This is a genomic window from Pseudomonas vanderleydeniana (assembly GCF_014268755.2).
Taxonomy (GTDB): Bacteria; Pseudomonadota; Gammaproteobacteria; order Pseudomonadales; family Pseudomonadaceae; genus Aquipseudomonas; species Aquipseudomonas vanderleydeniana.
The window spans coordinates 1,656,999-1,675,259 of the sequence record NZ_CP077093.1 but is presented as its reverse complement, the minus strand read 5'-3'; the positions used below and the strand labels follow the sequence as shown (position 1 = coordinate 1,675,259).

Here is an 18,261-nt window from a genome sequence, read left to right as displayed (position 1 = left end):
GGTTCACTCAGATATCGGCGTCAGCCAGATCGTCTTCGGTTTCGTCGGCAGTGGCGCTGCCTTTGAAGTCCGCAGGAGCGTTGGTGTTCAACAGCTTGTCACGCAGTTGTTTCTCCAGCGCGGCGGCGATGTCCGGGTTCTCCGCCAGGAACTTGGCCGCGTTGGCCTTGCCCTGACCGATCTTGCTGCCGTTGTAGCTGTACCAGGCACCAGACTTCTCGACGAAGCCGTTCAGTACGCCCAGGTCGATCATCTCGCCGTTGAGGTAGATGCCCTTGCCGTACAGGATCTGGAACTCGGCCTGACGGAACGGCGAAGCCACCTTGTTCTTCACGACCTTGACACGGGTTTCGCTGCCCACCACTTCGTCGCCTTCCTTCACCGCGCCGGTACGGCGGATGTCCAGGCGGACCGAAGCGTAGAACTTCAGCGCGTTACCACCGGTGGTGGTTTCCGGGCTGCCGAACATCACGCCGATCTTCATGCGGATCTGGTTGATGAAGATGACCAGGCAGTTGGCGTTCTTGATGTTACCGGTGATCTTGCGCAGCGCCTGGGACATCAGGCGAGCCTGCAGGCCCACGTGCATGTCGCCCATCTCGCCTTCGATTTCAGCCTTCGGTACCAGGGCTGCCACGGAGTCGACGATGATCACGTCGACCGCGTTGGAGCGCACCAGCATGTCGGTGATTTCCAGGGCCTGTTCGCCGGTGTCCGGCTGAGAAACCAGCAGGTCGTCGACATTCACACCCAGCTTGCCGGCGTATTCCGGGTCCAGGGCGTGTTCGGCGTCGACGAAGGCGCAGGTGGCGCCGGCTTTCTGGGCCTGGGCGATCACGGAAAGCGTCAGGGTGGTCTTACCCGAGGATTCCGGACCGTAGATCTCGATGATCCGGCCTTTCGGCAGGCCGCCGATGCCCAGGGCGATGTCCAGGCCCAGGGAACCGGTGGAGATCGAAGGGATAGCCTGGCGCTCATGATCGCCCATACGCATCACGGCACCCTTGCCGAATTGACGTTCGATCTGACCCAAGGCCGCAGCCAAGGCTTTCTTCTTGTTGTCGTCCATTAAAGTCCTCACGTAATCAATAAGGCCTGTGACGGCCAACACCTGTATAAGTAGCCAGTATTATTCCACAGCCTTGGCGACTCGCCTACCCCTGATTTGCGATTTCTGCTTCCGCCCGTCGCAACAACCCTTCGAGGGCGGCCTGCACGGTCTGGCGCCGGACCGCGTCACGGTCGCCATCGAACTGGCGACGCTCGGCGCTCACCTGGTCGCCCACGCCCCAGGCCAGCCAGACGGTGCCTACCGGTTTCTCGGCGGAACCGCCATCCGGCCCGGCGACGCCACTGACGGCCACGGCGTAGCGCGCCGCGCTGTGGGCCTGGGCACCACGGACCATGGCCTCGACCACCTCGCGGCTGACGGCGCCGACCTGGCCGAACAACACTTCGGGCACCTGCAACTGACGGGTCTTCTGCTGGTTGGAGTAAGTCACATAGCCGGCCTCGAACCAGGCCGAGCTGCCGGGAATCCGCGTGATCGCCTCGGCGATGCCGCCGCCGGTGCAGGACTCGGCGGTGGTGACCTGGGCCTTGAGGGTCTGCAGGCGCTTGCCGAGTTCGGCGGCAAGCCGGGTGATGTCGTCCACGTTGCGCTCCTGTCTGAAATAAACCGCATGCTCTCCTGATTTGAGAGAGACCCATCGGGCCCTTTCGCGGGCAAGCCCGGCTCCTACAAGAGCCGGGTGTACGCAGAGTTGAGGGCGACGCGAATCCTGTAGGAGCCGGGCTTGCCCGCGAAGAGGCCAGCGAGTCTGCCCGGAACCACAGGGCCGAGGTCTGCATATGGCTGTGCAAGTTGAACACCCTACACGAGCGCATCGGGCTTTCAAGCCACGCTTTGCGTCAGGATGTCAGCGCGAGACTTTCTCGGCGTATGCCTGGCAGGCCTGCAAGGCGATCAGGGCGCGGTCGCCGTCGTCGGTGATGGCGACAATTCGTTGAGCATGCGCCGGGTCAAGTCGGGCGCGTGGGGCTGCATGAACCACGCCGCCGGTGGCGGCGGTGGCAGGCAGCGCACAGCCGCTGGCGGGGTCGCTGCGGTCGAGGAGGACTGACAGCCGCAGATCGGCAGTAGCCAGGCGATCACGCAGGCGAGCCTGATCCTGTTGCACATCGTTCAACTCCTTCGAGTGGGTTTGATCGCTGGCCTGGAGCTGTTGTTCCAGGGCCAGGCGCTTGTCCTGCTCGGCACGCTGTTGCGTCGCCGCGGCAATGGAAATCTGTTGGAGCGTGTCGGCCTGCAACCGGGCCTGATGCTCCAGTTGCAGGCCATAACGCAAGCCTTGAATCCGCCAGGCCAGTGCCGCCGAACCGCCGGCCACCAGGGCCAGCAGCACGACGACAACGAACAGACGGTAAGGCGCCGGGATCAGGTCGAGGAGGCGCATAGCACCGCCCTCGCCCGCGCCCAGAGTTGCAGGCGGTCATCGAGGCCATTCAGGCCCCCGTTGATCCTGCGGGTGATACTGTTGAACTGGTCGGCATCGGCCAACCCGTTCAACCCTTGCTGCTCCCAGAACCAGGCCGCCGACGCGGCGGCCCATTGCGGCTGCTCCAGCAGCTCCGGTTGTTGCAGCAGACGCTCGTCGCCGAACAGCGCGAGGCTGCATTGACGGTAGTTGCTGCGACCGGTGATCTGGATCAGCCCGCGACCGCGATAGCGCTGGCCATCGCCGTCGGCGTCCGGGGTGTTACCCAGGCGTAGGGCCAGGGTGCCCGTGTCGTACTTGCTCAGGTACTGGTCACTGCCCAGCTCACGCACGTAGCGCAGTTGCGCGGATTCATGACCCACTTGGGCCAGGAAGGCGGCGATGCACTTGGGAGTGGTGATGTCGTGCCGGGACATGGCCGTGTTGAGAGCGGGTACGAAAACGCCGGCTTTGGGGCCGGCGTTGGGCATGATGCGTAATAGTTGTTGCTCGGAAATCATCATTGGCAAGTCCCAGAAGTAACGAGACGCATGGATATTCAGCCCAAAGACGCAGGAATGACCGGACGCTTTTCCTTTATCGGAAAATCCGCGGACTGTGGCCACTCACGCAGCTCCTGAATATAAGCCAATACATCTGTATACCGCATTGGAGTGAGTGTAGTAACTACACCGAGTTCAAGCTGGTCACGATGACGGTCTCTGATGGCAATCCACTTGAACAACTCTAGGTCTCGCCAGAGACGCTCATCCTCAACACCACCTTTCGACTCAACCAGTGCTTGTAGCGCCGCAGGCACTTCAGCTGCAGGTTGGACCGTAGGGCGCATTGACTCAATGACTTCAACCAAAGCCGAACTCTCGATGTCAGGTTGTGCCAGAATTGCCTGAGGAATATAGTGATTCAACGTCACATCCCCCCAGTCAACGACCATCGTTCCGGCACTTTCTGAAATAGATAAAACTTTAAATACACTCACACTACATTTCCTTTTAGTCGATCTGCGGAATTGCCTGCCTCAAAAGTCAGGCTGTTACCCTTCTTATCAATTGAGTTACCGCCTGCGCCGCCCGCATAGGTGGAATTACCACCTGGAGTGCCTGGCGCCCCTCCCGCAGGACCATTCCACCCCACCGAGTAGTACCCACCTGCCCCGCCAGTTTCCAGGCCGCCAGCGGTCGGATAGACGACTCCGTAAGTAGAAACCTGATACATGCCACCTCGCATGCCACCAGGAAGGCCCGCCCCACCGCCGCCGCCGGAGTACAAAGTGTTGGGCCAGTAGATGAAACCGCCACCACCGCCACCGCCGAAAATGTAACCGTTGCGGTTGTCGAGACTCACAGGAAAATCCAGCAATATCGCAGTGGCGCCGGGAACACCCAGATTTGGATAACCGCCCGCGCCACCGGCGCCTCGAATGTAACTTTCATTGACTATTTTCAACGTGGAGCCTGTCGGAAAAACACCAGTACGCAGAGAGAATCCTCCCCCGCCTCCCGAGATAGTTGCCCGGTTGATGAAAATGTAATTGCGGGCCTTGGTCGGCCTTCCCATGAGTTCAAAAACGCTAGCACCAGAGCGTTCGACAGTATTGATGAATATGATGGTTCGACGCCAAACCGTGCGCCAGCCATCTGGAGTTTTGACGAACATTTCCAGCCCTTCCCGCCAACCATCAGGTATTTTCACCTGAGGCAAAACACCTGGGCGGTATCCGTCAGCCAGTTTTACATAGAAGTTCATCATGGTGCCTCATACTGCAGCCACAAAGTGCCCACGGCACCATCTGTAGAAAGTGGGGCACTGGGAGAGTACACAAAGCGATCACTTCGTATGGCGTCGGTGATGCCATATCCCTGGAGTGTGGTCGGGTTACTTCCGCCCTGAACTCGTCCTCGTCTATCCACTGTGACAGAACGATAGGTCCCTTCAACCACACCTGTTGGGCCGACGGCTATCTCAAAATGCAGAGGCGTTACACCAATATCGATTGGAGCCGTTGTTACCAATTGCCAAATCGATGAACCGTTAATGGTACCCTCATCAACAGCAACTATCGCATTGGTGGTGACGTCGGTATTGGACGCGAAATCACCAGCACGGATCCATGTCCCCGCCTGCACGATAAAAATCCCATTCTGTGCTGCCAATGCCTGGTTTTTCACTAAAACCCGGTCCCCCACCACAATTGCGACGTTATCCACTGGCTGCGTCCCACTCAAACTCATCGCTGTAGTGGAGGCTGCTCGCACTGAGTTTTTGAAGTCCTGCGATCCCAGACTACGAATCGCTCTTACCAACTGATCGGTTTTAGCCTCATCAGGTTCGAGGCCGGCAGATTTTATGACGTTGATAATTTCTTCGGTAACTCCATTTCCCCACGCGGCGGGGACCAGTGACCCTGGAGCCCCAGTCAGGGGATTCTCATCGACAAATTTTCCATTTACCAACCCGACACCGGGAACATTTTTTGGATAATCCATTTACATCTCCTCTAACCATCATTGATATGCACCTTCCACTTGACAAGCCAGGTGCGTCGCTGAGGGCATTCCTGCCCAAAAACTCTTAAGCCAATAGTTTCAAAAACCAAAACAACCCCCAAACTTCGAAAAATCGTAGGAAACAAGCGTTAGAGCCACTACAGCATCATTATAAGAAAGGCAAAACTCAGAAAGCCGCCCCTAACAAAGAACAGTCCAAACTTAGTAGACAGCTAACTAAAACCCCTTATCTCCCCAATCATTTTGGAAGTTCCGGCCAAGCTATATCGACTGGAAAATTTTCTTGCTGTTCTACACGGTTAAGCGCAACACGATATTGCTTCCAGGACTTGAGCTGCGAAACCTCAACAGAGGTCGCCTCATCAAGATCCACTGCATCCTGCAAGGGCCCCATACGATTAGCCGCAGTAGCCAGAAGGCTATCTCTCTTTGCATTGACCTGTTCGATCAGCTCCTCTCGGGTGGGAGGTAGCGGAACTGGATCGGGAGGGTTCTCCTTCGTATACCACTCATTTGGAAGAATATCTTCCTGGCCATCTACAGAACGCCAACCTTGACCATCATTTCTTACTGCAAAGCCACTCATAAGTTATCCTCCCAACCTAGACATTGCAAAACACCACTTCCGCTACTGGAACCAAAACGAATGGAATTTCCTTCAAGCAGAATCAATCCATTCGCCGTAGGAACAGGCGAAGATGGGTTAAAACCACCAACAAATGGCGCAGCATTTAGCGCCCCCGTACTCAGGTAGGTCTGAGCCTGCGCGGTATACGCACTACTTGGTGCAAAAGAGACATAACCCGCCGTACAGCCTGCCGCCAATGCGATCTTGCTAGCGGTAGGCGGTACAAAAGCGGAAATAGAAACATCCGCTGCCGGACTAACAGTGCCAGAGGCCATAACTGGAAGATTTGGGACATTAGAGCCGGCAGCAATTTTGTACTGAACGCTATTACCAGCCTGAACAAATGAGAGTAAGAACTTATTTGCCGTTGAGTCTGTTCTTGTCCACGTGACACGTGCCTTGTGCGTAAAGCCTGCAGGGAGCACAGGATTATTAGCGCTCAAAGACAACAAGCCGGCAACGCCTGAGCCTCCCCAGATAACCCAGACGCTATACCAGGTTGAAGCGGTCACCCCCCCTGTATCAAGCCCGTTCGCTCCCATAGCAGTAGCATTGATGCTGACATTGACTCCATTCAGAACCCTAGACGAGACGTCGTTCCCCAACACCAGTTGATCCGCAGCGACATTAACCACAGATCCCAACCCATTGGCTGATGCTGTAAGTCCCCTGAATGTCCCAGCAACGGCGACTTTCTGCACCGCGCGAACATCGGCTGCCAACGCCGCGACATCGATGCTCCCCTGATTGACCGGAGAGTTCCAGGCCTTTATGCACCACATTACCGACAAGTTGCGTGGACGAGTTTCAGCCCCACCGGTAAAAGCGGTTTCTGTGATGTAGATATTTCCGCTGCTGGCAACCCCGCCAACTGGCCCTGCTCCAGTTTCTGTTACGACATCCGCATTCAGCGAGTGCTTGTGGCTTTTAAAATCATCCAACTGGTAACTACCAATCGTCCGACCTCCATCCACTCCGCGCCCATGATCCCAACCCCGCAGGAACTCCCCTCGCGACTCCGGCAAGCGGAAGTAACCCGCAGGCTCATCACCCTTGTTGAACGTGGTCCCCAGATACGCCGCCAGATCCGGATAAGCCGCGCTGCTCTGCAAGCTGCCATCGACCTCCAGATACCCTGGAGGTACCGTGCCTTTCGGAAAGGACAGCATTGAACCGACAGGTACCGAAGCTTTCAGTTTCTGCACTTCGTCGACCAGGGCACCCACATCGATCTGACCTTGGTTGACTGGCGCGTTCCAGGCTTTGATACACCACATAACCGCCAAGTTACGAGGGCGTGTTTCAGCTCCACCGGCGGCTCCTATCGTTGTCACCGCCCCCTGGCTACCCACACCCCACGAGTTAGCGCCAGTTCCACCGTTAATGTTCAACATCAGCCCAGGCGAGGTTGCGTGAGAATGGCTCTTATATTCGTCAGACTGCCAACTTCCAAGAGCTCGCCCAGCATCCACCCCCCGCCCATGATCCCAACCTCGCAGAAACTCCCCGCGCGACTCCGGCAGACGAAAATTCCCAGCCCCTTCATCCCCCTTGTTGAACGTCGTCCCCAGATACACCGCCAGGTCCGGATACGTCGCAATGCTCTGCACACTGCCATCGACCTCAAGGAACCCATTCGGCACCACGCCCTTGGGAAACGCCATCATCGCCCCGACCGGCAAGGCGGTGGCATTCTTGAACAGCGCCTCGACCTCCGCCTTGGTATACGCATCGGTAATCCCATACGCAGCCAACGTCGTGCGAATCTGCTCAGGCGGCAGCGAACTCTGGATGATGGTCCGGATCGCCTTCAGCAACTGATCATGCTCCGCCTCGGCAGGCTCCAGCCCACCCGCCTGAACCACATTCAGCAGTTCCTCGGTCACCGCATTCCCCCACACCGCCGGAATCAGCGACCCAGGCGAACCATTGACCGGGTTCTCGTCGACAAACCTGCCATTGACCAACCCAACGCTGGGCGTGCTTTTTGGATAATCCACGTATCCGTCCTCTTCAGTCGTAATTGATGTGCACCAGCGTGTGCGCCGGTGCTGTGCGGTGAATCAGGCATTCCAGGGCGCTGCCCGGGTTGGCGCCGAAGCGCTCGCCCCAGTAGCTGGCGCCAAAACGGCGGCCCATGAGCAAGCGGCCGCCAGTGTTGAGCGTCCACATGAACTGCGCCTGCCAGGTGCCGAACCGCGCCCGACCAAAGCGGGCGCGGCCCATGCGCGGGGTCTGCAGTTCGGTGACGGTGGCGTTGGGATAGCCCTGGCTGCGGGCGATATCCAGGAAGTAGCCGATGCTCTGGTCACCCACCGCCAGCAGGCGCCGACGTACCGCCAGGCGGCGGTCGTCGAACAGCGGCTTGGGGCCCAGGCACGGGTCGGGCAGGTTCATCACCCGCTCCCAGTCCGGGACCAGTTCGCTGACGGTCACCGGGTCCACTTCGTTGAGCAGGTCCACCGCCCGGGCGTCGACCCGGGCCAGTTCCTGGGCGATGCCGAGCAGTACCTGCTGGATCTCCGGTACCTGCTCCGGGTCCCAGGCGGGACCGGCCGGCAGCAGGCTGCGCAGTTGTTCCTGGTATTGCGCGGCAGTTCTTATTCCAGCCATACGCAGCCTCCGAAGGTCAGCAACTGGTTGGTGGCTGCTGGCACATCGGCGGACGGGGTGACCAGCAAATGGTCGTTCTCGCCCGTGGCACTGCTGATGGACTCGGCGATATGGGTCAGCAACAGGGTCTCGCCGAGACCACCCTCACGCTTGTGCAGGTCACGCAGTTGCGCTTCGACGGCAGCGCGGGTGGCCGAGGTGTCCGGTACCAGGCGCAGGGTGTAGGTCACCGGCACCTGCACCGGCGCCAGCACATGCAACTCGGCGGTGACCGGTCGCAACGGCTCGATATAGGCCTGGACCAGCGCCAGTTGCGTGGCATCGGGAATCGGTACCGGGTCGTCGTCACGCATGACGAACAGGCCGACGGTACCTGGTCCGAGATAGTTGCCACGGCACCAGGCTCGGGTGATGCCCGGACACTCCAGCGCCCAGGTTTCGTAATCGGAGGCCGCGCCGCCATGGGGAATGATCCGATAGGAACGGATCACCCGCGAACGCAGCGACTCGAGGCTTTCCGCCGCCACCCCGCCACTCAGCCCCGGGGCGAGCACGGTGAAGGTGTTGCCGACGCCCTGCACCGGCTGGACCGGAAACAGCGTCAGGCCGGCGTCGGCATTACCCAGGCTGCCGGCATCCAGCGCCTGGATCTGCGCGGTATTGCTACCAGCGCTGGTGGTGCCTCCCTGGGTCACCTTGTAGCTGCGGCCGTCATTGCTCTGCAGCAGGGTGTCGACGTCCAGCACCGCACCGGCGGCAGCGGTAAAACTCACGCTGCCGGTGGCCGCCTGGGCAGCCTTGCGCGGTTGGTGCAGACGAAGCGCGGCAATGCGCTCCAGGGTGGATTCATCGGCGGTGTCGGGCAGGATCTGCTCGGCAATCCAGTCGAGGTATCCATACAGGCCAAAGGCCGCGCCGCTGAGGGTGCGGGCCAGGACCTGGGCATCGGACTGGCGCAGCGCATCGCTGGCCAGGTCGCTTTGGGTGCGGTTGATCAGCACCGGCAGCGAAGGGGTTTCAAACGGCATAAGTCACCTGCCAACTGTGGTTCGGGTTGATATCCAGGCGCTCGCCGCCGGCCAGGGTCAGAACCGTGCGCAGGTTCAGTCGCTGGGCGTCGAGCCGTTCGGTTTGAATCTCGATGGCGCTGCAATGGCCGTCGTCGATCAGCCATTGCAAGGCTTCACGGGCATAGAATTCGGCATCGAGCTGGGTCTGCGCGGTCAGCTTGACCCGGCGCAACAGCCACAGCCGCGAGCCGATGCGGTCGTTGGCGACCATGGGGAAACTGTCGCCCCACCAGCCGTAGCGCTCATCGTCATCGATCGGGTCGTCGCTGTTGGCCCGGCGCCAGGTGAACAGGCTGATCAGCACCGAGCGGGTCAGCGCCGCCTTGAGGTTGTTGGAGACGAACATCAGGCACCTCCCGCCGGTGCGCCGGTCTGGCCGCCGCCTGGCTGAATGCCGCCGTGCACATGCTGCATCTGGCTGATGCCACCGGCGACCTGGTCGCCCTGGGAGACGATCTTGCCGGTCTGGGTCAGGGTCGGGCTGTCGAGGTGGATGGCGCTGCTGGCGCGGATGTTCAGGGTGCCGGTCTCGATGTCGATGATCCGGCCACGCTTGAAGTGGATACGGTCACCCTCGTCGGTATAGAGGGCGATTTCGCCGGGGGCGAGGTTCTGCAGGCGGTAGCGGCGGTCGGCGACCACCAGCACGATGCCGTGGGAACGGTCGCCGCCGAGAAAGGTGGCGATACCTTCGGCGCCGGCCAGCGGGTTGCTGGTGAAGCCGTAGGGTTCGAAGTGCTCCATGTCGTCGTTCACTTCGCCGGCGGTCAGGCGCATTTGCAACGATTGCAGTTTGTTGGCCGAGTTGGCGAGCACGACGGTGCCGCGCGCCAGCAGGCGGGTCAGTAGGCTCATGAGGGATTCCTTGGGCGAGCGGTGTGTCAGAAGGGGCCCTTTCGCGGATAAATCCGGCTCCCACAGGATTAGGCAGTGATCACGGACTTCTGTACGCCGCATGCTTGTGGGAGCAGGATTTATCCGCGAAGAGGCCGCCGCGAAGAGGGTGGTTACTTGGCCTTGCTCTTGGCCTTCGTCGGTGTCGCCTCGAAGACTTCCGGCGGCGCCACTTCCAGGGTGGTGATCGAACCCTGCGCGGATAGCGAGTAGGTGATCTTGGAGATCAGCATGTCCTGGTCGACGTCGAGGACCGGGTCCTTCACCCGCACCAGCAGGTTGTGTCGCCACAGGTCGCCGTTGGACTGTCGCCAGCCCTGTACGGTGTAAGTGGTGGCCAAGGCCTTGCCGGCGCGGGTGGCCCGCTCCCAGTCGGCCCGTTGCTGGGCCAGCTCGGGGGTCAGTTGCACGCTTTCGCTGATCACCGTGACGCGTTTGCGCTGCGCAGCGGTCTCGCTGGACACGCCGCTAACTTCACTCACCGCGCTGCCGCTCTTCTGGTCGCTGCCCTTGTGCTGGCCGATCACCCGATACTCGGAGAACACCGCGCTGTAGTCCCTGCCGGTGCTGGCCGAGAGGATGTTCTTGCCCAGCTCCAGTACATCGCTGGCGCGTCCGGCGCTGCCGGGTTTGGCCAGCACCAGGTTGCCGTTCGCATCATCGGTGGAAAACACCCGATACAGGGTCAGCAGGCGGTCGATGGATTTGAATACCGTCTCCCCCGGCACGATGCTGTGGGTCTGCAGTTTGGTGGTGGCCGGGATCTCGCTGCGCACGTTGACCTGGTAGGGTTTGGCGAGCGCCTCGACGATCGTCAGCAAGCCCTGCTGGCGCCACTGGCTCGGCTGGTTGATGGCCGCGCAGTCGACCAGGTCGCGGGTCAGTGAACTGCCCTCGATGGTCAGGCTGATCTGCTTGCCGTCATAGCTGATGGGCGCCTTGTAGACATGCCCGGTGAGCACCAGGTCGCAGCCGATCAGCACCTGGCAGCGGGCACCGGCCTTGATCGGCACGGCCAGCGTCTGCCCCGGCCATTGCCAGGTGATGCCCAGCTTGAAGGTGCGGAACTGACGCTCGAGATCGGCACTGATTTCGATGGCTTTCCAGCCCTCGTAGCTCAGGCCGTCGACCAGCAGGACGACGGCATTGTCGATATCGTTCATGGCTTACTCCCGGGAGATCTGCAACGGTGCCGGCGGGATGAAACCGGGGTGGGCAATCCGGTTGCGTTGCACCACCTCGCCGACCCGCGTGGCATCGCCGAAGTTCTTGTAGGCCACCACCAGCGCCGGCAGGTTGCTCTTGGGCACCAGGTCGATCAGCCGCACGCCGTTGGAGGCCACCGCGTTGAGGTGCTGCACCAGTGCCTGGCGCACGGTATTGAGCGCCTGGTAATGCACCGAGTCGGCCTTGAGCGCCGCTTGCCAGATCGCCTCGTTGAGGTTGTCGCGCAGCGCCAGCACATCATCAACCACCGGCACATCGGCACGCTGCACCGGCTGCTGGGCCTGTTGCGCCAGCGACGGAGTAACGGCCAGCTTCACTGCCTGGGTCGCTGCCGGGATTACCGACACCAACTGTGCGATCTGCACCAGCAAGGCATCCTGGATCAGGTTCACCGTGGCCTGCGAGGCCGCGGCGGTGTCCTTGCCGATCGCCAACTGCGAAGCATCGAGCGACTTGGCGTCCTCGACCTGCTTCGACAGGTCGGCCAGCATCCCGTGGTAGCCCTGGACGGCGAAGTCCTTCAGACCACGCACTTCACCGACCAGGCCACGAACCTCGCCAACCAGGCCATTGAACTCGGCCTTGACCTCGCTGAGCACGCCCTTGACCGCCGCACTCACCTGGTGGGGGAACTCCTTGACCGTGCGCACCAGGGCATAGACATTCGCATAGGTCTCGATCAGCGGCTGCAACTGCTGTTCGATCACCTGGTACGCCTGGGTGATGCCCTTGCGCAGGTTGTCCAGGCCGACCCGCGCCTGGTTGACCAGCTTCATCGCCTCGTCGAAACGACCCACCGATGAGGTGAGCAATTTGCTCGACGCCACCTGCAGTTGCTCCTGGGTGTTGACGACGGGCTTGGGGAACTGCAGCGGCTCGTCCGGGTAGAACTTCAGGTTGAAGGTCACCAGCCCACCGTCCTGGCGGGTCTGGGTCATGTCGCATTCGCCGACCTTGACCTGCATCCGGCCCAGCCATGGGTGGACCAGCTCACCACTGCCCTCCTCCAGCGCCTTGAGCAGCTTGTCACGCTGCTCCAGGCAATCGGCGCCGACGATGAAAGCCGTCAGGTCATGGATCTTCGCCTGCTGGCCGAGCCCTTCGAAAAACGGCTGGTCGCGCTGGGGATACTCATGCAGTTGGCCTTTTTGGCCGACCGGGGTCTTCGCCTGGTCGACCCAGAACGGCACGCCGCGAAACGACGCCGGCAACAGGCGCTCACGCCAGTTAGTCGCCATAGGCACCTCCGAGGGAAAGCGAGCGGTAGCCGACGGCAGGCGTCAGGCTCAGGCCCGGTTGGTTGGTCTGGGGTTGGTCGACACGCAGACCCTGCGGCGCGTTTTCGAAACGCACGGTCAGGCCGCCTTCGAGTTGGGTACGGTTGTTGGTGGCGGTTTGCCGGACGAGCAGGTTGGCGTTCTGTGTCAGGCCGCCAGGCAGCAACGCGCTGCTTCGGGTGACATCAGAGTCGGTCGTCGAGAAATGCCCCGTCGATTCATCACCACCGCCAAAGAAGCGGCTGACAACCCCGACCACACTGCTGATCATGTCCTTGATCGGCTGGACGAAGGGCTTCAGTCTTTCCAGCAGGGAAGAGAAGAATTTGGGCAGCGCGTCGAACTTGGCCCTCAGGACCTCCAGGGGATCACCACCGAACAACGTGCTCATGAAGTTGCGTACCGGCGCCGCCAGGGCTTCCAGCCCCCCTGTCAGATTACCTATCAGGGAAGTCAAACCGGTCCAGAACGTCTCGAAGATGGTCACCGGGGACCAGGCCGCGAAGATCGCCTTCAGACTGTCCCAGAACTGAAGAACACCATCGCCAATGCCATTCCACAGCCCCTCGAAATAACCCACGGCACCGTCCCAGAGCCCACTCAGGTACTGCAGCGGTGACCAGGCATCGAAGGTCGCCTTGATGTTCCCCCAGAACCGAATGACGCCATTGAGGACGTCATTCCACAGCTCCACGAAGAAACGCTTGATACCGCCCCAGATTCCTTTCAGATACTCCAGTGGTGAAAAACTGGCGAACCAGGTCTTGAGTTCACCCCACAGTTTGCCGGTGCCCTGGCTGATTTCTGCGGCTTTCTTGAGAACGCCACTTTTGACATCCGCCCAGGCCGCTGCCGACTTCGTCTTGAGTTCGTCGAGAGATTTTCCGGTACTGGCGCAGGCCCTTTTCCAGCCGCTGGATATGCCAGCGCCCATGGCCTTGGCTCCGTCCACGATCCAGAACAAGAACCGGGTGATAAGCCGCATGCTCGAATTGATCAGCCCCATCACTGGCTTCCATGCCAGCACCAGCACCACGGCGGCTCCGGCGACCACCGCGGCGATCAACCCAATGGGCGATGCCAATACCCCCATTACCGTCGCCAACCCAATTGCCGCAGCGGTAATCACTGTAAACGCCAACGCCCCGACAGCCAGTGCCTGCACCAACGCCGGGTTGTTGGCCACGAATTGCCCAAAGCTGGTTGCCAGGGGAATCAGCGCGGTCACGATGCTATCGAACGCAGGCAACAGCGCCTGGCCGATCTTCAGGGTGATCTTGTCCAATGCCTTTTCGAGCTTGGCCAAGTGTTGCGAAGTCGTTTCCAAGTCCACCTTTGGCACCTTCGGCGTCACCGGGGCCTTGTGTATGACGGCCTTGTGAACAACAGGCGACGTGGACGGCACTGCTACCTTCGGAACAGTTGGCAGCTTCGGCGCCTTGCGCGCGCCCGCCGCCAGGGCCAGTCGATCCTGTTCCTTGATCGCGGCCTTGAGCCCATTGGTGAAGGGCGTAAGCAAGCCACCGCCCTTCAGATTCAGTTTATCCAGCCCGCTCTCTTCAAGATCCTGCTTGAGCTTGTTGGCATGGAGACGAATCCCCGTCTCCTTTGCCTCGGTATCCTTCTTGTCTCCCATCGCAGCAATCTTCGCTGCGATGAGGCTTTCGGCTTGCTTAGCACTTAAAAACGTCTGTTTTTTTCTGGCCATCACTCCACCTGCTGCATCGCATTGATCCGTTGCGCGTGCTCCAGGGACTCCCGGAGCACATCCAGTGGCCTGGCCATCATCCGTTCGGGATCAACCTTCCAGAACCAGGCCAGGTCATAGGCGACCGCAATCAGTTCGCCGATGGCTGCGATGCCGCACTCATGAAAAAACCGGCCACCGCCCAGCTCAAGGTATTGAGGTCGGACAGGTCCAGCTGGTTGACCGACGACGGCGGGATGCCGGCGCAGACCGCGATGTACTTGGCCGCGACATCCATGTCGAGGCTGACTTCTTCGCTCTTGTCGATCTTGTACGGCAGCGCCTTGATCGCCCGCACTTCCTGCACCGTCGGACGGCGCAGGGTGAGTTCGTCGAGGGTCGCGCCGTGGGCTTCGATGGGCACCTGCAGCTTCATCGGCTCGCTCATTGCCAGGTCCCCTTGATGCCTTCGAATTTCAGTTCGATGGCCGCGTCATCACCCTTGATGACCGGTTCCTCGACCAGGTAGGCACCGGCCAGGACGTAGACCTTGCCATTGCTGAACTCGCAGGTGACGGTCATGTCGGAACCGGCGATCAGTTGCTTGAGCGGGAAGTCCGCGGTATGCAGCGCGGTGACCTTGAAGGAGGGAGCGATGTCGGTTTCCTTGTAGAAACCCGGTACCACCGTTTCCCGCTTGACGGCCATCAGGGGCGCTTCGCAGCCGCCGTTGATGGTCAGTTGAGCGCCGTCCACTTTGACGTAGCAGGTGCCCGCAATCAGTTGACCCATGGTGTATCTCCAAAAAATAAGCCCGCTCGATGGCGGGCTGGAATTGACGAGTGAAAATCGAGGCAGACTTAAGGAATGCTTTCGACACTCACGTTATCGATGAAGGCGTAATTGCTGTAGGGATTCTGTTCGTTGGAAAAGGCCAGCGTGGTTTGCGGCGTCGTCGCGGTGAAGTCGTAGGTGATGACATCCCATACCACGGTCGACGAAGTGGCGACCGGCGTGTTGAAGGTAACGTTCTGCCCGGCCACCTTGACCTGGATCACGCCACTACCCGAACGCCCGCCATACACGACGTTGCCCGCACTGAACTTCAGTCGGTACTTGGCACCCACGACCGTCGCGAAGTTCTGCTGGATGCCACCGCCGTTCTGATAGACGTAGTTGGCCAGATCCACGATCACCACACCGTCGGCCGCGACGCCGTAAGGGATCGAAGCCGGCATGTTGAAATACTCGGCCCCGGACAGGAATGTGGTCCAGCCCGTGATGAAGTTGGCTTTTTCAGGCGTGTCCAGCACGCAACTGACCGTACAGCCCGGCGATTCGAAACTGCCGTTGACCAACAGGTTGGCGGCAGAAGCGGAAGTGGCCGCACCCAGAATGGAAGCGGAGAGCAGGCATTGATGGAGGTATTTCTTCAGTACATTCATTTATGAACCTATCGAATCAAAGTCACTGGTAACGCTGAAACGACCTGTTTTCCTCATGTCAAAACAGGCCACTTACAGCACATTTTTCCTACGGGCCGATCAGGCCGCCGCGTCGTACTGCAGACGGAACTGGTTGAGCAGCGCGAACACCCGCAGGCCGTTGACGTAGTCAGGCGGGAACAGCACGTTGACCCGGCTCGGGTCCTGGCTGTCGCGCTCGACGATCAGGTGCTCGGCGAACAGTTCGGCGTTTTCCACGTGGCCTTCCAGTTCGAGCTTGGCGTACTGGGCGATCAGCTCACCGCGGATGGTGCTCGGGGTGACGATCGGCTGGCCGGCGCCGAAGCGGGTGCCGTCGGCGGCCAGCTTGTGGCGGCCGTACTTGCTGGTGATCACGCTTTGCAGACGGCGCACGATGTAGGCCGACTGGTGCATGGTCTCGCTGTCCAGGTAGGAGTTGTCCGCCTGACCGTAGGCGTTCTTCTGGTAGGTGGTGATCGCCCGCTGGATGCGCACGTAGCCACCTTCGTAGTAGGCGGTGGCGACACCGTAGCTGAGCAGCGACTGGCGCTCGGTCAGGGTGAAGCGCTCGCTGGCCGCGGCCGGATCGATACCCGGCAGGCTGCCGCTCTGGGTCGGACGGCTGGCGTCGGCCGAGATGAACACCGAGGTGCGTGCAGCCAGTGCGGCGGCCTGAACCCAGACCGGTTGTGGCACGCCCTGCTCCATCGCCAGGACGGTGACGTGCTGGTCGTTGCGCGCCTGGCCGGCGGCGACCAGGGTGCCGACGGTGCCACGCTTGGCGGTGTAGACATGACCGAACAGTTGCTTGGACCAGGACCAGCGACCGACGCTGTCATCCATCGCCGCCTGCCAGGCATTCAGCGAGGCCACGTCGGACCAGGGCTGGCAGATGAACTCGAACGGCTCGTCGCCCAGCGCCGCGAGGGCTGCGACCTGGTCCGGGATACCGGCGCCACCGGCCATCTTCGCGGTGACGATGGTCAGACCGGCCGGGGTTTCCTCGCCATTGCTCTTGCCCAGGCGGTTGAATTGCAGGCTGATGTCGTTACCGCTGTCACCGGTCCACTTGCAGCTCAGGGTGACGGTGCCATCAGTGGCGACGGCGCTGACCGGCAGGTCGGCGGCGGCATTCACTTGCAGCGCCAGGGTGGTGGCGACCTGCGCAGCGGTCTGGCCGCTGACCACGGCGGCCTGCACACGGGCACCGCCGACATACAGGTTGAGCACGCCGCTTTCGGTGGCGGTGCCGGTCAGCTTCAGGTCGGCCTTGGCGATCGCGCCGGTGCTGTTGCGCAGCGGCAGGCACCAGATCTCGCCGACCGGGTCGGCCTTGCGCCAGGTGTCGTACATGGCGGCGAGCATCGAGCCCTGACCGCCGATGCTCTTGGCCAGGGCGACGCTGGAGACCAGCACCAGGCTGCCGATTTCCGGGCTGGTGGCGTTGTCGTTGACCTGGGCGACGATCAGTCGACGCAGGGTCGACGACGCACTATTGGCCGCCGAGTTGTCCATCTCGGCGTAGAACAGCGGAACACGCAGGTCCGATGGGATGTTGCTGAATCCGATAGCCATTATTGGGCTTCCTGTGGTTGTGCCGCTTGCACGGCGGAAAGGGTGATATCGCCATCGGCCTGACGGCGGCGCCACCAGGCGCTGTCAGCCACTTCGCGGCCGGTAGCCGGCAGCAGGTCGCCAGCCTCCGGGTCCGGTACGGCACGGCCGGCGGCCGGTACTACAGTGATGCGTTGGGTCATGGTTTTACGTTTCCTGAAAAGGCCAGCTCCAGGCGCCCGTCGGGGCCTGGGCGGTGCAGATTGGGGTCGGCGGGGTCGATGGCATCGACCCGCACCGTCACCCCGGTAAAGGACGGCAAGCCGTCCAGTTCACGCTCATGCCAGGTTTCCGCCGGATCGGTGGCGTGGTTGCGCCCCAGTTGGAACTCGGCGAAGAAACGCAGGCGATAAAGCAAGCGAGTGGCGTTGATCGACACCAGCCGACCGCCGCCGTATTGGAGCGGCGTGTAGAAGGTGTCGGGCTTGAACCCCACCAGCGCGCGCCAGAGTTCGGCGCGCAGGTTGTGGAGTTGGTCGAAAGGGGCCTGGCCGTTGCTGGCGTCGAGCACCAGGATCAGTTCCAGGCGGTCGCGGATGGTCTGCCGGGAGACGTTCTGCGCAGTGTTCTCGGCGGCCAGGTCACAGCGAAGGGTGATGAAGGCCGACGGGGTCGGCAGCGAGGTATTGCCTTGCAGCAGGTCCAGGTCGAGACCGGTGGAAATGTGTTGGGCAAGGCTGGGGCATTCAGCACGCAATTGCGTGATGATCGGGGTGATGTTCATGGGGGGATACCGGACATGGAAAACCCGCCGGAGGGCGGGTTTGACTGACGACTGTT

Annotated in this window: 22 protein-coding genes; all 22 read right to left on the bottom strand. The window is 61.0% G+C overall.

Going from position 1 to position 18,261, the window contains the following annotated elements; all coding sequences use genetic code 11:
* Positions 1-7 precede the first annotated feature (7 nt).
* Positions 8-1,069, bottom strand: coding sequence for a recombinase RecA (recA, locus tag HU752_RS07455; protein WP_017906150.1), 1,062 nt, complete (start codon positions 1,067-1,069; stop codon positions 8-10).
* A gap of 85 nt (positions 1,070-1,154) precedes the next feature.
* Complete coding sequence (locus HU752_RS07450; protein ID WP_186681947.1) at positions 1,155-1,655, bottom strand: CinA family protein; 501 nt, start codon at positions 1,653-1,655, stop codon at positions 1,155-1,157.
* Positions 1,656-1,919: 264 nt separating this feature from the next.
* Entirely contained in the window at positions 1,920-2,456 is a 537-nt protein-coding gene (locus HU752_RS07445) for a lysis system spanin subunit (protein ID WP_186681949.1), read from the bottom strand.
* A complete protein-coding gene (locus tag HU752_RS07440) occupies positions 2,438-3,001 on the bottom strand; it encodes a glycoside hydrolase family 19 protein (protein ID WP_186681951.1) in 564 nt (187 codons plus the stop codon). The genes HU752_RS07445 and HU752_RS07440 overlap by 19 nt, the downstream gene beginning before the upstream one ends.
* 35 nt (positions 3,002-3,036) lie before the next feature.
* Positions 3,037-3,477 carry a phage tail assembly chaperone gene (locus HU752_RS07435; protein ID WP_225920104.1) on the bottom strand — a complete coding sequence of 147 codons (441 nt, stop codon included), beginning with the start codon at positions 3,475-3,477 and terminating at the stop codon, positions 3,037-3,039.
* Entirely contained in the window at positions 3,474-4,247 is a 774-nt protein-coding gene (locus tag HU752_RS07430) for a hypothetical protein (RefSeq protein ID WP_186681953.1), read from the bottom strand. Before HU752_RS07430 ends, HU752_RS07435 begins: the two co-directional genes overlap by 4 nt.
* Positions 4,244-4,984, bottom strand: coding sequence for a hypothetical protein (locus tag HU752_RS07425; RefSeq protein ID WP_186681955.1), 741 nt, complete (start codon positions 4,982-4,984; stop codon positions 4,244-4,246). The genes HU752_RS07430 and HU752_RS07425 overlap by 4 nt, the downstream gene beginning before the upstream one ends.
* Positions 4,985-5,243: 259 nt before the next feature.
* Positions 5,244-5,591: a tail fiber assembly protein gene (locus HU752_RS07420; protein ID WP_186681957.1), complete on the bottom strand. Its 348-nt coding sequence runs from the start codon at positions 5,589-5,591 to the stop codon at positions 5,244-5,246.
* Positions 5,588-7,633 carry a phage tail protein gene (locus HU752_RS07415; RefSeq protein WP_186681959.1) on the bottom strand — a complete coding sequence of 682 codons (2,046 nt, stop codon included), beginning with the start codon at positions 7,631-7,633 and terminating at the stop codon, positions 5,588-5,590. The genes HU752_RS07420 and HU752_RS07415 overlap by 4 nt, the downstream gene beginning before the upstream one ends.
* A gap of 13 nt (positions 7,634-7,646) precedes the next feature.
* Positions 7,647-8,246: a YmfQ family protein gene (locus HU752_RS07410; protein WP_186681962.1), complete on the bottom strand. Its 600-nt coding sequence runs from the start codon at positions 8,244-8,246 to the stop codon at positions 7,647-7,649.
* Positions 8,234-9,274, bottom strand: a complete 1,041-nt coding sequence (locus HU752_RS07405; protein WP_186681964.1) for a baseplate J/gp47 family protein — start codon at positions 9,272-9,274, stop codon at positions 8,234-8,236. Before HU752_RS07405 ends, HU752_RS07410 begins: the two co-directional genes overlap by 13 nt.
* Complete coding sequence (locus HU752_RS07400; RefSeq protein ID WP_010451253.1) at positions 9,264-9,662, bottom strand: phage GP46 family protein; 399 nt, start codon at positions 9,660-9,662, stop codon at positions 9,264-9,266. The genes HU752_RS07405 and HU752_RS07400 overlap by 11 nt, the downstream gene beginning before the upstream one ends.
* Positions 9,662-10,171: a phage baseplate assembly protein V gene (locus HU752_RS07395; RefSeq protein ID WP_186681966.1), complete on the bottom strand. Its 510-nt coding sequence runs from the start codon at positions 10,169-10,171 to the stop codon at positions 9,662-9,664. The genes HU752_RS07400 and HU752_RS07395 overlap by 1 nt, the downstream gene beginning before the upstream one ends.
* 152 nt (positions 10,172-10,323) lie before the next feature.
* A complete protein-coding gene (locus tag HU752_RS07390; RefSeq protein WP_186681968.1) occupies positions 10,324-11,373 on the bottom strand; it encodes a phage baseplate assembly protein in 1,050 nt (349 codons plus the stop codon).
* 3 nt (positions 11,374-11,376) lie between these two features.
* Positions 11,377-12,675 carry a DNA circularization protein gene (locus HU752_RS07385; RefSeq protein ID WP_186681970.1) on the bottom strand — a complete coding sequence of 433 codons (1,299 nt, stop codon included), beginning with the start codon at positions 12,673-12,675 and terminating at the stop codon, positions 11,377-11,379.
* A complete protein-coding gene (locus HU752_RS07380) occupies positions 12,665-14,422 on the bottom strand; it encodes a phage tail family protein (RefSeq protein WP_186681972.1) in 1,758 nt (585 codons plus the stop codon). The genes HU752_RS07385 and HU752_RS07380 overlap by 11 nt, the downstream gene beginning before the upstream one ends.
* Before the next feature lie 130 nt (positions 14,423-14,552).
* On the bottom strand, positions 14,553-14,849 hold the full coding sequence (locus HU752_RS07375) for a phage tail assembly protein (protein ID WP_026007905.1): 297 nt from the start codon (positions 14,847-14,849) through the stop codon (positions 14,553-14,555).
* On the bottom strand, positions 14,846-15,193 hold the full coding sequence (locus HU752_RS07370; RefSeq protein WP_010451233.1) for a phage tail tube protein: 348 nt from the start codon (positions 15,191-15,193) through the stop codon (positions 14,846-14,848). The genes HU752_RS07375 and HU752_RS07370 overlap by 4 nt, the downstream gene beginning before the upstream one ends.
* A gap of 68 nt (positions 15,194-15,261) precedes the next feature.
* Positions 15,262-15,846 carry a DUF642 domain-containing protein gene (locus HU752_RS07365; protein ID WP_186681974.1) on the bottom strand — a complete coding sequence of 195 codons (585 nt, stop codon included), beginning with the start codon at positions 15,844-15,846 and terminating at the stop codon, positions 15,262-15,264.
* A gap of 99 nt (positions 15,847-15,945) precedes the next feature.
* Positions 15,946-17,442: a phage tail sheath subtilisin-like domain-containing protein gene (locus tag HU752_RS07360; protein ID WP_186681976.1), complete on the bottom strand. Its 1,497-nt coding sequence runs from the start codon at positions 17,440-17,442 to the stop codon at positions 15,946-15,948.
* Entirely contained in the window at positions 17,442-17,624 is a 183-nt protein-coding gene (locus tag HU752_RS07355; RefSeq protein WP_017906169.1) for a DUF2635 domain-containing protein, read from the bottom strand. The genes HU752_RS07360 and HU752_RS07355 overlap by 1 nt, the downstream gene beginning before the upstream one ends.
* Entirely contained in the window at positions 17,621-18,205 is a 585-nt protein-coding gene (locus HU752_RS07350) for a phage tail terminator protein (RefSeq protein WP_186681977.1), read from the bottom strand. The genes HU752_RS07355 and HU752_RS07350 overlap by 4 nt, the downstream gene beginning before the upstream one ends.
* Positions 18,206-18,261: the final 56 nt, after the last annotated feature.

What these genes read in the sequence shown, in the direction of transcription:
- HU752_RS07390 (WP_186681968.1), bottom strand. Translation starts at nt 11,373, where the DNA reads ATGAACGATATCGACAATGCCGTCGTCCTGCTGGTCGACGGCCTGAGC.
- HU752_RS07425 (WP_186681955.1), bottom strand. Translation starts at nt 4,984, where the DNA reads ATGGATTATCCAAAAAATGTTCCCGGTGTCGGGTTGGTAAATGGAAAA.
- HU752_RS07365 (WP_186681974.1), bottom strand. Translation starts at nt 15,846, where the DNA reads ATGAATGTACTGAAGAAATACCTCCATCAATGCCTGCTCTCCGCTTCC.
- recA (WP_017906150.1), bottom strand. Translation starts at nt 1,069, where the DNA reads ATGGACGACAACAAGAAGAAAGCCTTGGCTGCGGCCTTGGGTCAGATC.
- HU752_RS07375 (WP_026007905.1), bottom strand. Translation starts at nt 14,849, where the DNA reads ATGAGCGAGCCGATGAAGCTGCAGGTGCCCATCGAAGCCCACGGCGCG.
- HU752_RS07385 (WP_186681970.1), bottom strand. Translation starts at nt 12,675, where the DNA reads ATGGCGACTAACTGGCGTGAGCGCCTGTTGCCGGCGTCGTTTCGCGGC.
- HU752_RS07405 (WP_186681964.1), bottom strand. Translation starts at nt 9,274, where the DNA reads ATGCCGTTTGAAACCCCTTCGCTGCCGGTGCTGATCAACCGCACCCAA.
- HU752_RS07350 (WP_186681977.1), bottom strand. Translation starts at nt 18,205, where the DNA reads ATGAACATCACCCCGATCATCACGCAATTGCGTGCTGAATGCCCCAGC.
- HU752_RS07360 (WP_186681976.1), bottom strand. Translation starts at nt 17,442, where the DNA reads ATGGCTATCGGATTCAGCAACATCCCATCGGACCTGCGTGTTCCGCTG.
- HU752_RS07370 (WP_010451233.1), bottom strand. Translation starts at nt 15,193, where the DNA reads ATGGGTCAACTGATTGCGGGCACCTGCTACGTCAAAGTGGACGGCGCT.
- HU752_RS07420 (WP_186681957.1), bottom strand. Translation starts at nt 5,591, where the DNA reads ATGAGTGGCTTTGCAGTAAGAAATGATGGTCAAGGTTGGCGTTCTGTA.
- HU752_RS07355 (WP_017906169.1), bottom strand. Translation starts at nt 17,624, where the DNA reads ATGACCCAACGCATCACTGTAGTACCGGCCGCCGGCCGTGCCGTACCG.
- HU752_RS07445 (WP_186681949.1), bottom strand. Translation starts at nt 2,456, where the DNA reads ATGCGCCTCCTCGACCTGATCCCGGCGCCTTACCGTCTGTTCGTTGTC.
- HU752_RS07380 (WP_186681972.1), bottom strand. Translation starts at nt 14,422, where the DNA reads ATGGCCAGAAAAAAACAGACGTTTTTAAGTGCTAAGCAAGCCGAAAGC.
- HU752_RS07440 (WP_186681951.1), bottom strand. Translation starts at nt 3,001, where the DNA reads ATGATGATTTCCGAGCAACAACTATTACGCATCATGCCCAACGCCGGC.
- HU752_RS07400 (WP_010451253.1), bottom strand. Translation starts at nt 9,662, where the DNA reads ATGTTCGTCTCCAACAACCTCAAGGCGGCGCTGACCCGCTCGGTGCTG.
- HU752_RS07430 (WP_186681953.1), bottom strand. Translation starts at nt 4,247, where the DNA reads ATGATGAACTTCTATGTAAAACTGGCTGACGGATACCGCCCAGGTGTT.
- HU752_RS07395 (WP_186681966.1), bottom strand. Translation starts at nt 10,171, where the DNA reads ATGAGCCTACTGACCCGCCTGCTGGCGCGCGGCACCGTCGTGCTCGCC.
- HU752_RS07410 (WP_186681962.1), bottom strand. Translation starts at nt 8,246, where the DNA reads ATGGCTGGAATAAGAACTGCCGCGCAATACCAGGAACAACTGCGCAGC.